This window comes from Chromobacterium aquaticum, assembly GCF_021129195.1.
Lineage (GTDB): Bacteria > Pseudomonadota > Gammaproteobacteria > Burkholderiales > Chromobacteriaceae > Chromobacterium > Chromobacterium aquaticum.
The window spans coordinates 1-14,926 of the sequence record NZ_JAJOHW010000152.1 but is presented as its reverse complement, the minus strand read 5'-3'; the positions used below and the strand labels follow the sequence as shown (position 1 = coordinate 14,926).

General features: G+C 56.0%; 14 protein-coding genes. 8 read left to right on the top strand and 6 right to left on the bottom strand.

Annotated features, from left to right (window positions below; all coding sequences use genetic code 11):
* A partial coding sequence (locus LQT98_RS20760; RefSeq protein ID WP_231464862.1) for a hypothetical protein occupies positions 1-939 on the top strand: 939 nt, incomplete at its 5' end.
* A 542-nt stretch (positions 940-1,481) separates the two neighbouring features.
* The gene (locus LQT98_RS20755) at positions 1,482-1,958 is read left to right on the top strand and encodes a hypothetical protein (RefSeq protein ID WP_231464861.1); all 477 of its coding nucleotides are present in this window, start codon (positions 1,482-1,484) and stop codon (positions 1,956-1,958) included.
* A 739-nt stretch (positions 1,959-2,697) separates the two neighbouring features.
* Here the strand turns inward: LQT98_RS20755 and LQT98_RS20750 are convergent.
* The 3 genes from LQT98_RS20750 to LQT98_RS20740 form a co-directional block, all read right to left on the bottom strand.
* On the bottom strand, positions 2,698-2,976 hold the full coding sequence (locus tag LQT98_RS20750; RefSeq protein ID WP_231464858.1) for a hypothetical protein: 279 nt from the start codon (positions 2,974-2,976) through the stop codon (positions 2,698-2,700).
* A gap of 661 nt (positions 2,977-3,637) precedes the next feature.
* Positions 3,638-3,970 (bottom strand): helix-turn-helix domain-containing protein, encoded by a 333-nt coding sequence (locus tag LQT98_RS20745; RefSeq protein WP_456237136.1) that lies wholly within the window; start codon positions 3,968-3,970, stop codon positions 3,638-3,640.
* A gap of 1,358 nt (positions 3,971-5,328) precedes the next feature.
* Positions 5,329-6,702, bottom strand: a complete 1,374-nt coding sequence (locus LQT98_RS20740; protein ID WP_231464854.1) for an aminotransferase-like domain-containing protein — start codon at positions 6,700-6,702, stop codon at positions 5,329-5,331.
* Positions 6,703-6,908: 206 nt separating this feature from the next.
* Between LQT98_RS20740 and LQT98_RS20735 the strand changes: the two genes are divergently transcribed.
* Entirely contained in the window at positions 6,909-8,087 is a 1,179-nt protein-coding gene (locus tag LQT98_RS20735; protein WP_231464852.1) for an MFS transporter, read from the top strand.
* Between the two features lie 22 nt (positions 8,088-8,109).
* Here LQT98_RS20735 and LQT98_RS20730 read toward each other — a convergent pair whose 3' ends face one another.
* Positions 8,110-8,604, bottom strand: coding sequence for a hypothetical protein (locus tag LQT98_RS20730; protein WP_231464851.1), 495 nt, complete (start codon positions 8,602-8,604; stop codon positions 8,110-8,112).
* 565 nt (positions 8,605-9,169) lie between these two features.
* Here LQT98_RS20730 and LQT98_RS20725 point away from each other — a divergent pair.
* The 5 genes from LQT98_RS20725 to LQT98_RS20705 all read left to right on the top strand — a co-directional run bounded on the left by LQT98_RS20725 (position 9,170) and on the right by LQT98_RS20705 (position 13,823).
* Positions 9,170-10,408 (top strand): colicin-like pore-forming protein, encoded by a 1,239-nt coding sequence (locus LQT98_RS20725; RefSeq protein ID WP_231464849.1) that lies wholly within the window; start codon positions 9,170-9,172, stop codon positions 10,406-10,408.
* Between the two features lie 252 nt (positions 10,409-10,660).
* A complete protein-coding gene (locus tag LQT98_RS20720) occupies positions 10,661-11,212 on the top strand; it encodes a hypothetical protein (RefSeq protein ID WP_231464847.1) in 552 nt (183 codons plus the stop codon).
* A 235-nt stretch (positions 11,213-11,447) separates the two neighbouring features.
* Positions 11,448-12,446 carry an MCP four helix bundle domain-containing protein gene (locus LQT98_RS20715; protein WP_231464845.1) on the top strand — a complete coding sequence of 333 codons (999 nt, stop codon included), beginning with the start codon at positions 11,448-11,450 and terminating at the stop codon, positions 12,444-12,446.
* A complete protein-coding gene (locus LQT98_RS20710; protein ID WP_231464843.1) occupies positions 12,443-12,781 on the top strand; it encodes a methyl-accepting chemotaxis protein in 339 nt (112 codons plus the stop codon). The genes LQT98_RS20715 and LQT98_RS20710 overlap by 4 nt, the downstream gene beginning before the upstream one ends.
* A 106-nt stretch (positions 12,782-12,887) precedes the next feature.
* Entirely contained in the window at positions 12,888-13,823 is a 936-nt protein-coding gene (locus LQT98_RS20705) for a hypothetical protein (RefSeq protein WP_231464841.1), read from the top strand.
* A 25-nt stretch (positions 13,824-13,848) separates the two neighbouring features.
* On the opposite strand, the gene LQT98_RS20700 is transcribed toward LQT98_RS20705, so the two are convergent.
* A complete protein-coding gene (locus tag LQT98_RS20700) occupies positions 13,849-14,247 on the bottom strand; it encodes a hypothetical protein (protein WP_231464839.1) in 399 nt (132 codons plus the stop codon).
* Positions 14,244-14,926, bottom strand: a 683-nt coding sequence (locus LQT98_RS20695) for an MFS transporter (protein ID WP_231464837.1), incomplete at its 5' end; no start/stop codon positions are given. The genes LQT98_RS20695 and LQT98_RS20700, both read right to left, overlap by 4 nt.

Genomic DNA, 14,926 nt, shown 5'->3' with positions numbered 1-14,926 from the left:
AATATTGCCATCAAAAACACTAAGGAAAAGCCACCATATATTTTCGAACCATATGAAAACCCTATCGGGCGCTTTCAATTAAGTTGCTACCCATTATCGGACGCCCCTCTCGAATTTAAAAAAATAACTCAAGAAGAACTAAGCTCAAAAAAATGGAGACATTCAATAGATTGTTCAGAAAAAAATGAAACTCATATTTTTATCTGTGCAAGAGACGACCAAGCACTAACAGCAAAGTATATATACAATATAAATTTACGTAACGACAGTAGAATTTTGGATCAATTGAAAATTACCCATTCGGTCCTCGATTCAATAGTTATTGTTCCATTGCAAGAAAGAATCATTGCTGCAAACCTTGATAAGTACGATCGTTTCCTTGCTTCATTAGTGGCCTCCTATGACTTACTTTACTCTGCAATTAATTCAAACTCATACATTGAATTGATTATAGTTTGCGCCAATCAAATTGACGCATTCCTTAGACTAGGCATTGTCATCAAAAAGCAATTACAATCCTGCAGCAACGATATTGAGATAAAATATCTCTTTCAAGACGAAAATGAAAAAGGAATTCTGGAGCGATCAGTTTTCAATCACGCGTTAGAATTGGGCATAATAAATCAAACCCTACATAATGAGCTTAGCCAATTATACAATCTCAGAAATCGGGTTGTTCATCGATATATAATTTCCCCAATCAACACCCGAGACATGGTAGAAGTATCAACTAAGTATCTAGAGCATTTAGAGAAAGTTAGAATCCTACTACGCGAGATTGAAGAGCAACAGATTGGCAAAAGCTTTGGCATTTACGGCAATGGATTTGTCAGAGCCAAAAGTTTTGACAATGTAGAGATTCGTCGTGCTCACTCATGGGCTAACGACAAACACTTACTTAAGCGCTTCAATAGAAAGATTACAAGTGAGAAAAAGTGAAAATCACATTTAAATCCCCCATCAACTCATAACAGCCAATCAGCGTAAGCCTACATTTTCCTAAAGAAAAATTATAACATTCCGAATTGACATCGGGCCGAGGCGGAAACTTGGTGCAGGACAGAGAGATAGCTGAGTAGCCTTTCAATTTCAGTGAGCCTAATCTCAATAGGATAGCGTTTGCTGTGAAACAAAATAAACTATCTGATCCACTAGCAGTAGGCGGCTACAACATTTTGGCCATACTGCCAGCATCATCAGACAATCGAAGCCTAATCGAGTAACCTGAAGTGATTAGCAATGGCTTTACCCCTTGAATGTCGCTCTTTAATGGGTAAAAATCGTAGGGTAACAGAGAAAAAGTGAATAAGGCTATGAGTGCAGATAGATTTTTTTTGGCGGGGGGAGTACTATACGGGCAGGCTTATAACAAAAAAACTTGAAAGGCATGACGTTTGTGTTCAACAATCGGTGTCAGCAATATCAATTGACATACGGGCCTGCATACCCGTATAAATACTGTTATATATTTTAGGATCACCATGGACTTCGTCTCATTTATCTCAGGTGCAATTACAACCACAACTTTAATTGGTATTCTAGCGCTCCTTACAAAAACTTGGATCGAGAAACGTATCGAGTTTTCAATCCAGCACGAATATGACAAAAAGTTATCAAGGTTTGAAAATGATCTTGAAGTACGCCGCAGGGCTGAGTTGGTAGCTGATCTAATGGCAGAGTGGATAAAAGACACTAAAGAACTTGACTACCACCGCCTAAATCAACTGTCGTTCCAAGCCTTTCTTTGGCTACCCCCGCAGTTAGCTCGTGACCTGTCAGACACCCTAGCCCACGAACTAGGCTCGGATGACCTACGGTCAATCATTCATAAAGTCAGGAAACATCTCCTGGGTGAAAGTGACAATCTTGAAGCACATCAGGTTATCGTCTTCAAAAAAAAACCAATACATAACCCGACGTTCAATCCCCCCCTTCGGTCGCAGGACTCTGTGCGATAAAGACTCACAGAGCCAATTAGCTCTACACTAAGTATTATCAGGCACATGCCACTCGTCTACTCACTAAAGAATGAACTTGCCTCAGACTCCGGACAGGTTGCGACTGCTCAAGCACTCACTCTCGATCTTTCACGCCCGTTTGGCCTTAAAGGAACCTTTGGCCTTTTTGGATCTGATGAATGGTGGCAAAGCATTGAGGCCGGCAGACTTCAGAAAACAGAACTAGAGGGAGTCATAACCTTGCTAGGCCGCGTGGGGATGCATAACGAATCACCAGTATTTAATGCGCACCTAGATAATGGTGATCACTACACGTACGACACCGCGGCTGACACAAAGAAAGGTGTCAAAAAGTATATCGTTGGAAAGCGCGTAAAGATTGTACTCGTCCGAGACCCTTTGAAGAGCCCATCTACCTCTCGCGGAACGCACTCCGATATTGTTATTGAGATATGGGTAGAAGAGTGATAGATCAAACACCTAACTATTCCGCCGACAGAGGCCATCCATAAACTACACTTGTGGGCTCCCTTCTCCGCTACGGCGGCCCCTCTCGTCAAACTTAAATGTCTGCAAGCTGAATTACGGCGGTCATTCATCTTTCCTCTTTGCTGCGCCCATGAACGACAGGAACTGGCCGATCGCGGTCAGCAGCATAATTGCCCGCTTAGGCTAAGAAGGTAGCAGCGCCCCCTATTCGAAGTGCTTTCTCAAAGCGAAACAAGAAGACATTGTCGACCTAGCCGCCAACTAACGTCGAGGGCTTCAAGTTCTCAGCCTCCAACACCCACCCCTTTTTATTTCCACACACCACCTCCGTATACGCATCAACTTTGCCGAATGAGGTCTTGCCAACTCGGCAGGATGTACCGGCTTGAGTCGTGAAGGCCGGTTTGTCGCTTTCATCGTATACCGCAGCATAAGCGTGGGTGTCACGGCTTGCGCTGGCCACCACCACCGGATCAGAGCAGCCGGAAAAAATGCTAACAAGAGAAACAAGAAGAATTTGCCGGATCATTTTTTGGCATCCGTCGCTTCACTAGAGAAGTAGTATTCTGTCCAACCACACGCGATGATGCCATCATGATACAGACAGGCTAGGCAGCACACCCTGCCCACTTACAGCAATTTACAGGTTTGACTACTTGAGGCCATACGCAGAGCAACACAGGCTTCAAACTGTCATACAACAAAGATTTTGGCGATTTTCTTTAAAGGTCCCAAACATGCGTGCCAACTCCTTCTGCTCGCTCCTTAGCGGCATGGCTCTTTGTACCCTTACCCTTACTGCCACGGCTTCTTCGCTTTACCAGGGCGTTATCACTGCCAGGAATGCCGGCTCGGGAAAAACCTGCTTCTCGGTGGACAGCTACCGATCGGCAAACAAGTCCATTGCCATCCCTGCCAAGGGAGTGGTTTTGACTTCCATCACGGTTTACACGACAACGGCGGATGGCGCGCAAGCGATTTGGCAAGTGGATGCCTCCTCACGAAACGAAGCGGAGCTGTACAAGGTCAAGTCAGCTGAATGTTTGATTTATGGCGAAACGGTTCCAGGGAAGTACAAGGTGAAGCAAGCCCCCAAACCTTTCCCACGCTCAAGCCCATTGGAAGTTGTAAGCACCTACTGGCACCCAAGCGGATTTGCCAATGGTTTGACGCTAGGTGGTACGTTTTGCTCAACGGCAAATGGTGTCATGATGGCCTCCGAAGACGGTAGCTGCCCTGGCCAAAGCGCTCCCAGGAAATAGAGCCAAGTCCTCGATGCCATACTCGGGACCATGCCCCCTCCTCGCTCGCGCCGGCCACAACACCATAAACAGAACAGCCTCTCNNCGCAGCACTTCCGGATGCTGCACCGCCACCCGCAGCAAGGTCTGCGCCGCACCGGTGGGCATGCGCCGGCCTTGTTCCCACTCCTGCAGCGTGCGCTTACTGACATCCAGCAACTCCGCAAACTCCGTCTGGGACATGCCTATCTGCGAACGTGCTTGTGCGGCCAGCGTGGGCATAACCTGAGTGCGCCGGGCAGCCTGGTCCGCCTTCATCTGGCGCACGGACTCCAGCAGTTCCGCTCCCAGATCGCGCTGGGCGTCCCAAGCGGTCAGTTCTTTTTCAGTCGGCATCGATAGTCTCCTTGATCGATCTGAGAGTTTTAGTGCTTTGAAACCTTGCATAGCTACACAGGAAACCGCGTATCCGATGCGCCCTAGGTCCCTTCAAGCCTGCCGTNNCATCCGCGCAGCGGATTCAATCCACTGGGCAATGAATTAACCAAAAAAAATCAGGAACAGGCTCTTATGACGCCTCGTAGACACACAGACGAGCGGGACAGGCCAGTAAGGCGCTCGCCGATTGTGGCGCATCAAACGGAGGCCATAGCGGCCTTGACCGTACTGTTAAGGCACATGGGCCGCACACCTTGGGTCCTGGGCATTTGGGAGCCAGGCCTCGGTAATAGGTGTAACCATGCTAAGAACTGCGGCAAATAACACGGACCAAACTGCGACAGAGGCTTTCGCTCGTAAGGCTGCTGCTGCGGCTGGCGACCTTGAAAGGCGCGATGCGGCCCAGAAAACGAATGTGAGCAACCCAAGAATGACAGTGGCTAGCGATGTCATCACGCCATAAGCCAGAGTAAAAGAGTTTGTGGGATGCCAACTACACCAATTTTTCGGCGTGTAGAGCCAAACCCCGTAAGGATTTGCCGACCTGAACCATACAGCGAGACCTACGGCAACGAGAAACGTTGCCAAGGCAATGAGATAAGCTATGCGCTGTGAGCGGTATCTAGTCATACGCCCTAACGTGAAAAAAATACACCTGTGTAGGCGTAGATTTGGTTTGTCTGTGTGTGTAACTCAGCATGATACGCGGTATTTTCTTTGACATCCTTGGAGTGGTCGTGGACTACGCCCAACATGGCATTGAAGAGACCCGCTTGGCTGGCCAATTCCGTGACCAAGCTGGAATAACCGCTATCATGCTTGGCGCAGTAGATTTTCTTGTTGATTCTCCGCCCACCGAGCGCCGCCGATAAAGACACGCTCGCCCGAGCCCGCAGCCAGGCAGCACACGATGCAAGCATTGCCCATCTCTCTCCCCAAGATTTTTCTATAGCGCCATTTGTCAGCATTATAACTCTGGCTTTGGCGAACAACACCATCGGCATATTTCGCCACGATGTCAGGCGTTGAAGGCGCGACTGACCCTTGCATGCCCCAGGTCAGTCTCGCTGGGGATGCCCAAGACACCTATTAAGAGCTCGGAATGAGTCCGGAATTTTGTATAAAGCAGTCATTGCCATTTGGATCGATGAAAGACTGCTAAGGCCGAGAAGCAGAACCCTCCCTCCAAATCATCATTCAGGCTATAAACTTCCCAGCCCCTCAAAAAACCCCAGCGCCCGTGCATCGCCGGCATAAGCGACATTGATCCGCAGCCAGTCATTGTCCTCGCCGCCGGGCATGAAGCCGCTGCCCGGCGACAGCAGGATTCCGCGCTTGGCGGCTTCTGCCTGCATGTCCTCGAAGCTGTGGCGGCCGGTGCGCGCCCAGACGAACATGCCGCCCTGCGGCTCGGCGAACACTTGCCAGCCGTTGGCTTCCAGCGTTTGCAGCGTGGCGGCCATTTGCCGGTTCAGCCGCAGCCGCAGCCTTTGCGTCAGCTTGCGGTAAGCGCCGCTGGACAAGAGCTGGGCCACCACGCATTCCGCAAAGCGCTGGGTGCCGATGCCGGTGTACATCTTGATATTGGCCAGTTGGCGGACCAGCTCCGGCTGGGCCAGCACATAGCCGACGCGCAGCGAGCAACTGAGGGTTTTGGAGAAGCTGGACACATAGATCACCCGCCGCAGCGAATCCAGCGCCGCCAGCCGCACGCCGGGGTGGTTCTGGAAATCCGCGTAGATGTCGTCTTCCACAATCAGGAAATCGTGGGCCTCGGCCAGTTGCAGCAGGCGGTGCGCCACCGCCGGCGTCAGACAGGTGCCGGTGGGGTTGTGGAACAGGCTGTTGATGAACAGGCATTTGGGCCGCTGCCGGGCCAGGATGGCTTCCAGCGCAGTCAGGTCTGGCCCGTTGCCGGCGCGCGGCACCGCCAGCATGTCTATGCCGTGGAATTTCAGCAGGTTGAACAGATTGTAGTAGCCGGGGCTTTCCACCAGCACGGTGTCGCCGGGCTTGAGCAGCGCGCGCGCCAGCAGGTCCAGCGCGTGGCTGCCGCCGTTGGTGGTGAGGATTTGCTCCTGCTCCACATGGATGTCGATCTGGCGCAGCCGCTGTTGCAGTTGCCGGCGCAAGGCCGGCAGGCCCAGCGGAGTGCTGTAGTCGAACAGGTCCGCCGGCTGACAGCGGGTGATGTGGCGGATGGCGTAGCCCAGTTCTTCCTGGTCCCGCCAGCTGTCCGGCACCCAGCCGCAGCCCAGTTTCAACTGCTCGCCGCTGTCGCTGAACTGGCCCCAGGCCGGTTCCATGGTTTCCCGCCATTCGCTTTCCTCGTGGCCCGGCGGCGCGGCCACGAAGAAGCCGGCGCCGTGGCGCGATTCCAGCAGGCCCAGCGCCACCAGCCGGTCGTAGGCGTCGATCACGCAGGACTGGCTGAGTTGCTGCTCCTTGGCCAGTTGACGGATGGAGGGCAGCCGGGCACCGGGGCGGACGCGGCTGCGCCGTATCCAGGCGCGCAGTTGATCGGCGATTTGCTGCGCCAGCGGCTGCCGGCTGGCGCGGTCGAGTTCTAGCCGCATGGCGGGCTCACTGTTTGCTGATAACGAGCAAACAGTTAAGCGCAAATGGCCGCCGCTGTCACTTGTTGCCGTCATGGGTGGGCCGGATAGTGGCGTGTCGCGCGGCCCGCCGCACCCTTTATCCTAGCCAGGCCTCACCTTATGACCGTCCCACTGTTCGCCCACACTGTTTGTCCCGCCGTGTCTCTTTTATTCCCGGAGGCGGCATGAACACACGCCACCCTGCCCGGCTGGCCTTCGGCCTGTGTCTGATCACATGCGCGGTGAATCTGCAAGCGCCGCTGTACACCGCTTACGCGCAGCTGGCCGGCCAGGGCGCGGCGGCTACCGCCACCGCGTTTTCCGCCTATGTGCTGGGGGTGTTGCCGGTGCTGCTGGCGCTGGGCGGCCTGCCGGACCGGCTGGGACGCAAGCCCTTGATCCTGGCGGCGCTGACGCTGGCGATGCTGGCCACCGCCGTCATGGCCTTGTGGCCGCGGCTGGAGGCCTTGGCCGTGGCGCGCTTTCTGCTGGGCGCCGGCACCGCGCTGGCTTCCGCCGCCGGCGCCGCTTATATGGGGGAATTGATGGCGGAGCAGGATACGCGCCGCGCCACGCTGTGGGTGACGGCCAGCACCTCGCTGGGCTTTGGCCTGGGCGCGGCGCTGACCAGTGTGTGCCTGCTGTGGCAGAGCACGCTGACGCCGGCCAGCTTTTGGCTGCACCTGGCGCTGGCCGGCGCGGCGCTGCTGGCGGTGGCCGGGCTGCCGGACCCGGCGCCGCGCGCTCGTCACGCCTCCATGCTGCGCCCGCCCTATTTCCCCGCCGGCAGCCTGCCCTTCGGCTTGGCCATTCTGCTGGCCTGGGCGGCGGTGGGGCTGGTGATCGCGGTATTGCCGTCGGTGCTGGCCGCGCATGGGCTGGCGCGTTGGTCCGGGTTTTCCACTTTCACCGTGATCAGCTGCGGCCTGTTGTTCCAGCCGCTGGCCCGCGCGATGCCGCCAGGCCGCGCGGTGCGCCTGGGCTTGCTGGTGCTGCCGCTCAGCTATGCGCTGCTGGCCTGGGGCGCGACCCAGGGTTCGCTGGTGGCGGTGTTGTTGGGCGCGCTGGGCGCGAGCAGCTCTTGCTACGGCTTCACTTATCTGGGCGGTTTGTCCGCGGTGAACGCGCTGGCCGGCGCGGAGAAGCCGCGCGCCAGTGCTGGCTTCTTTCTATTGGCTTATATCGGCTTCAGCCTGCCGGTGATTTTCACCGGTCTGCTGGTGGACCGCCTGGGCGCGCCCACCGCCCTGCTGCTGTTCGGCCTGGCGCTGGCCGCCGGCGCGGCCCTGGTGGCGCCGGCGATTGGACGGGGAACGGCGATGACGGGCTTGCCCGCCATCGCCGCCGCCAGCTGGCGCGATTAGCCGACTAGCCCAGCCAGACTACTCAATTCACCGGATAGGCGGTCAGCAAAATCCAGTTGCCTTTCACCACTTCAAAATCCAGCTGCACGCTGGAGAACTGCGAGCGGGTCTGCGCATTACATCTGCCCGCCGCGTCCGCCCCGGTGCAGCTGTAGCCGCCGATCTTGTCTTTCTTCAGCACGCTGTAGACGGTAACGCTCTGGCGAGCGTGGTTGCCGGAGCACTGGACCGCGACACCGGTGTATTTCTTGGGGTCCACGTAGTTGTTCCAGAAGCCGGTGTATTCCTCCACGCTGGTGAACAGGGTCTTGCCCACCTGGCTGGTGCCGGCCGGCGGCGTCGCGCCGTAGATATGCTGGTTGAGGTGACCGCCCGCCGCGTTGTTGCTGGCGGATACGCCGCTGCTCTTGACGCTGGGGATGGCGCGGCACTCAACGGCGTGGGCCAGGCTGGCGGCCATCAGCAGAGCAAGCGCGGCGGACAGGCGGACGAGGGGTTTGCAGATGCTTTGACGCATGGAGTTTCTCCTGTTGATAGATGAGGCGCTTGAAGTCAGGGCCGCCAGACACGCGGCTCAGGCAGCATGGCTGATGTGCATTCGGCGCATAAAAATGCTTTATGCATTTTTATAGACCACAAAAAAACAATGTCAAATCATGCGATGAAATGACGTGACATCAGCATCAAGCCTTGCAGCCTAAGAATCTGTTCAAGGTTTGCTGCGCTTCGTACAGCCGGGCATGGCGAGTTCAAGCTCAAAATGCTCATGTTCCACCGGTACATTCCGCTTTTTCGCTCGTCTTCGCCTTGTCTTGCTCTTGCACGCGAGACCTGAAACAGGCTCTTACCTCCAAGCCGTGCCTCTCAAAAACCAACCCACCTAAATCATTCCAACCAGCTTCCTCCCATAAAAACCCAAGTCCAGATCAAATCCAGCAAAACAGATAAACGCCACTCTTTGAAATCCAGTTCCAAACAAAACTGAAACAGTTCACATCGTCAATTAATAACGCCTTATTTAAAATCATCCTGTCTTAACCAAGACAGCAGTCTCCAAGCAACAATTTAGATAAGAGAAAATAATGCAAGACGATTTGATCACCCCACCCATATTGATTTTAGACTCAGTGGATTTCGGAGCTGCCGCCCCTGCCTCTTCATATGGCTACACCATTCCGGCATGCTTCGCCGACTATGTCCGTGACTATCAGGACAATCAAGGCGTTTGCCCAGAGTGCGGCAAAGTACGGTGCGTGATATTCAGCAACGCCGCCAAGCATCTCAATCAAGGTCGAGATGAAAGAAAATTATTGGCCTTGAGCGGACCCAACTTCCCCAGAATTGCAAAAGACAATTACGACAGCTTTGATCAATTCTCCAAGCTTATTTTAAAAAACTACGAAATAAATGGCAATCAAATCACCCGCGGCTTGATCTCAAAAGTCTACCGGGATGATCTAGCCATCAATAGACAGCTCATAGACCCAACCCCCAACCGTGCCTCGCGACAACCGCCTCCTCAAGACATCAATGTCACCAACAAACTTGAGCACGACTTAAGAATGTGCCTACACGCGCTAAATGCGGACAACTCTTCAAAGGGCCTGAAGAGCAACCCCGATATCGCAACGCACTGCAAGAACAAACGCTATGACCTTGCCGCACTGGCGTTTTCAAAACAGATGGACCTCTCCGAGCGGGATCTGAAAATATTTAACACCTTTTACGCCGCACAATCTCGAATCGGTCAAGTATCGCCGGATGCGCAAGAACTCAAGGCCTCATTGCAGTACATTGCCACCGCCGGCGACATTACTTCCAGAGAGCTTGGAAAGCACTTCAACGGCCTATCAAAAATCCTGCGTAGCAATATTAAAAATGCAAACGCAATTCCATTTGATCAAGCGATGAAAACGCTGGGCAAAATGCAAAACTACCCGCAAATGAAAATTGCGCCTCATGAAATCGACGCCATCAAGAAGGCGGTACGTTCCATTGACTACAAGGACATTGGCGATAGAATGCAAAAAATGTCCAAAGGCTTTGGCTACGCCGGCAAGGCATTGCAAATAGATTCCATTCATGACAAAATTCTAAGCGGCATTGATACCGGTGATTGGAAGCCGTTGCTATTGGAGTTTGAAAGCATGGCCGCTAGCGCCGCCGCGGCGTACGCACTCTCATTTGCTTACTCTCTGGCGGCAGGAGCTCTTGCCCTTTCAGGTGCCGGCACCATCGCCCTTATAGCCGCTTACGTGGCTGCCGCCACTTACTTCACTCCTGAGAGGATGGACAATATCAATAATGTTGTTTTCAAGTGAGAGCGCTCAGGATTATATTTAAAAAACACCAGAGCCAAATTTAACCCACGCGTGCCTTAGACAAAACGAAATTCAGCTCTGGCTTGCATATTGGTTTTTACCAAAAGGAGGGCTTGCCCTCCTTTTTTCAGCACCCACCCGTATCATCACCCACACCGCACTCTAGCAAGCACAATGACGATTAAGCAAAACTCCATTCACTCCTGTAGAGAAACCTTCTTTTAACCTTACGGTTCAACCCTCAGGACAATCATGCAAGACTTGGAAAGCAAAACCCAAAGCATTCCCATGTTTCACCCTTTAATTATTTTCAGCTTAGCCCCCATAGTGCTTATAGGCATCATTTCCCAACACATGGGCGATGCTTTCTTGGCTCCGGCTCGAGCTTGGCTGTTTGATATCGGCTTAGTCAGCCAGGGTGGCATGCAATCCAGAACGCTCGCCAATACCGCCGCGGTCATTTTTTCCTATATCCGGCTAAGCACCCCATTCTATTTTCTTGGCTTTATTTATGTATTTAAAAAAGACTTTCAATTTTATATAAAAAACCCAAACACCCCCAATTGGAAACGATTTTCGCTTTCTCTGACACTCATCAGCGGAATGCTCGCCTTCATGGTGTACATTACCTATTTTGACGGCTCCAATCTTGAGTCCGGCAGACATATCATTCGCGCAGCAGCCACCAACTCGATACTTTATTCACTCCTGGCATCTTGCCATGCGATGATGTTCTATTTCATTGCGCATTTGACTTTCATCAGCCTCATTGTTCAGCCGATTTACTTGATAAAAACCCGCTAATTTCCCAACGGCGGGGGTGGTCCTGAAACCTCCGCCAACGCCATCCTATTGGCATATTGCCGCCGTCCTCTCGCCCTCTTCAAGGGTTCCCGTTCTTCCAGTAGCAAAAAATTGAAGTGCTTGATTAAGCATGGTTTGATCTCGCCCAATCCGGCAACTATGTTTCAGCAAGAGGCCGCCGCTCTGGCAGGCGCGCCGCTGCACAATAGACACAATCCGTTCGGGGGAGCGCTCCATGCTGCACCAGTTGACCGTCAAGCAAAAACTCTTGGCCGGCTTTGGCCTGCTGATTCTGTTGATCGCCATCATCGTGGCGGTGGCGATGATGAAGTTGAACACCATAGACGCCAAGATCCGCGATGTGACCGAGGACCGCTATCCCAAGATCGTGTTGGCCAACAAGATCAGCGTCACCACGCTGGACATCGGCCGCTATATCCGCAATGCCATCATCGTGCAGACGCCGGAGGAAACCGAGACCAATATCAAGAAGGTGGAGGATCTGCGCGCCGCCAACGCCGTCAATATGGACCAGATGGAAAAGCTGTTGTCCACGCCCAAGGGGAAGGAGCTGTTTGAAAAGCTCAAGACGGCCAGCTCCAATCTGGGCGCTCAGTTTGAACCCTTGTACGCCTTGGCGCGCGCCAACAAGAACGAGGAAGCCAAAACCTTTCTGATGAAGACTTTCGCACCGGCCAATAATAATTTCATCAAGTCGCTGAAGGAGATGTCGGATTTCCAGGAAGACTTGATGCAAAAATCGATTGCGGACAGCAAGACCGCTCAGAGCGAAGCGGTGACGGTGTTGATCACCGTGGCGGTGATCGCCCTGCTTGTGGCGGTGGCGGTGGCGATGTTCATCGCCAATCTGGTGACGGTGCCGCTGAAAAAATCCGCGCAGTTGGTGCGTAATATCAAGCAGGGCGATTTGTCCGGCCATGATGAGCCGATTCCGGAGGCGCGCGACGAGGCCATCGCCATGGCCAAGGATATTCAGGAAATGCGCCAGGGCCTGCGCGAGGTGGTGGCCAATATCCAGAAAAACGCCAACGAGGTGTCGGACTCCGCCCATGAGCTGGCCAGCATGTCCGAGCAGGTGGCCCATGGCGCGCAGCGCCAGTCCGAGGCCACTTCCGAGGCCGCCGCCACCATCGAAGAGCTGACGGTGAGCATCAACCATGNNGCAAGCTGGCGGAGCGCACCACCAGTTCCGCCCAGGAAATCACCCAGATGATAGGTTCGATCCAGGGCAGCGCTAACCGGGTGGTGGGCAGCATGGAGCAGAGCCTGACCAGCGTGGGCACGGTGTCCGACGGCGCCGGCCAGGCCACGGATTCCATGCAGGAGATCGAAGGCAGCACCCACTCCATCGTGCAGTCCATCGGCAATATCACCAGCGCGTTGAGCGAGCAGCGCACCGCCAGCCTGAACCTGGCGCAGAGCATGGAGCGGGTGTCGCAGATGGCGGAGGAAAACAGCGCCACGGTGGAAGAGCTTGCCACCACCTCCAGCCAGCTCAACGCGCTGGCGCAGAATCTGCAGGGCGTAACCGCGCGCTTCCGCTTGTAACCGCCTCCGCAAGGATGCCGGCCGCCGTCAGGCGGCTTTTTCGCGTCGGCTACTCGCGCCGGCGGCTTTGGTGCAGAATGCCGGTTTCCCTCTCTCACCGCCGGCCATGACCTATCCGCGCGCGCTGTCGCTGCTGTCCATCCTGTTGCTGCTGCCGCAGACCTGCCTGGCCGATATGGCCGGGCTGGGCTTGTTCCTCATCAATCTGCTGCTGGTAGGCGCGGCGGTGTGGCTGCTGCTGAGCGGCCTGCTGTTTTACGCGCTGCGCCGGCGCAGGCCCCGCGCCCGCTTCGGGCTGAGCTTATTGTTCTTGCTGGCGCCTTTGCTGTGGCTGGGCTTGCAGCTGGCGGCCGGCTTCTTCATCGAGCGCCTCAACCCCGTCGGCGGAGAAACCGCCGATAGTCCGGTGACGTTGGCCGGGGTGTCCTTCCCCGCGGGCAGCCATATCGTTTACGAGCAAGACAATGGAAGCCGCCAGCCGGTCAAGGCGGAAAGCAGCGCGCCGCTGGCGCTGGGGCCGCTGAGCATCGTCAGCCTGAAGCAGGAACCTGGCTCGCGGGTGCTGGAAGCCGGCCTGAACGGCGCTCAGGAGATAGAAGGCTGGCCCTGCGCTTCCGCCGAGGTGATGCCGACCACGCTGGAGCCGACCCCGCAGGGGCCACGGCTGCAAGGCTGCTGGCTGGGCAGGATGCGCGAACTAGGCGCGCTGCGCTGGCCGCCCGGCAGTGTGCTGAGCCGGGATGGCCAGGGCAATTGGTCCTTGTTCTGGCAAGCGGATCAGGCGGGCGAGGCCTTCGGCCTGCCAGTGGACAATATGACCGCCAGCTACAGCCCGCGGCTGAGCCTGCTCGGCTGGGAGGGCTCGGTGTACGGCATTGAGTTCACGCTGGGCGATTACCGCTTTTCCGGGCTGCAAAGCTCCGTCAAAGCCAAATGGCAAAGCGATGGCAGCCTGCGGCTGAGCGGCGACATCCACCGCCGCGGCCAGCCGGTGTCTTGCGTGATCTGGCGGCCGGAGCACAGCCAGGCGCGCGCCTGCTGACGCGCCCTGCTCGGCCACATTCCGCTCAAGCGGAGCAAAAAGTCTCCTGCAAATGCCGCCAGCGCAGCATGCCGGCCGCGTCGCGCTCAAACACCACGGTGGCCAGCCGCAGATTGCTCGGTTGGCCGCCCAGGTATTGCGCTTCACGATACGCCACCGTCGCGCCGCCGGCGTGCTGGTCCAGCAGCGTCAGCTGATCCACCACAATCTCCAAACCCGGCTTGCCGCCGCCGGCCTTGGCGAACAGCCGCCGCACGGCGTCCAGGTCCAGCTGCGCGCCGCTGGGCACCACCATGGTGAAGCGCGGCGAGAAGCGCGCCATCAGCTCTTCCAGCACGGCGGCGTCCGCCGGGCCGGAAAACCATTGCTGGATGGCGATATGCGCGGATATCACTTCGTCGAAATAAGGCTTGTTGTCAGTCATGAGTTTCTCTCTGAGGGGCTGGGCCGCAGCAGGGCCAGCACCGTTGGGGTGTGGATGCGCAGCACCGATAAGGCCGGCACCAGGGTCAGGCCGGCGGCGATGAAGAAACAGGCTTGGTAGGCTTGGGCTCCAGCCGCGGACCCGCCGCCGCCCAGGATGTTGAGCAGCATGCTGAGCGCGGCCACGCCCAGGCCAAAACTGAATTGGCGGTTGATATTCCACAACGCGCTGGCCTGCCGCAGCTCGGTCTCGGCCACGTCCAGGAAGGCCGCGCTTTGCGCGGTGCTGCTGCACAGGCTGCCGCCAAAGCCCATCAAGCCATAAACGGCCATCAGCGCATCATAGCGGCTAACACCCAAGGCCAGCAGCAGGATGCCGGCGCTCTGCGCCGCCATGCCCAGCAAGAACAGGGCTTTGGGGCCGTGGCGATTGAAGCCGCGCCGAGTCAGGCCTATGGCCAGCGCGGAAGCCAGCGCCCAGGGCAGCATCAAGGCGCCGGTCCGCGCCGCGCCGAGGCGGAGCACATCCTGCAGATACAGCATCGCCGCCAGGCTGACGCCCATGAACACGCCGGGCACAAACAGATAAACCAGCATGGCGGCGCGCAGCAAGCGCCCGCGCAGCAGCGCCAGTTGCAGCACCGGCTCGGCCTTGCCGGCGGCGCCGCGCGCATAGGCCG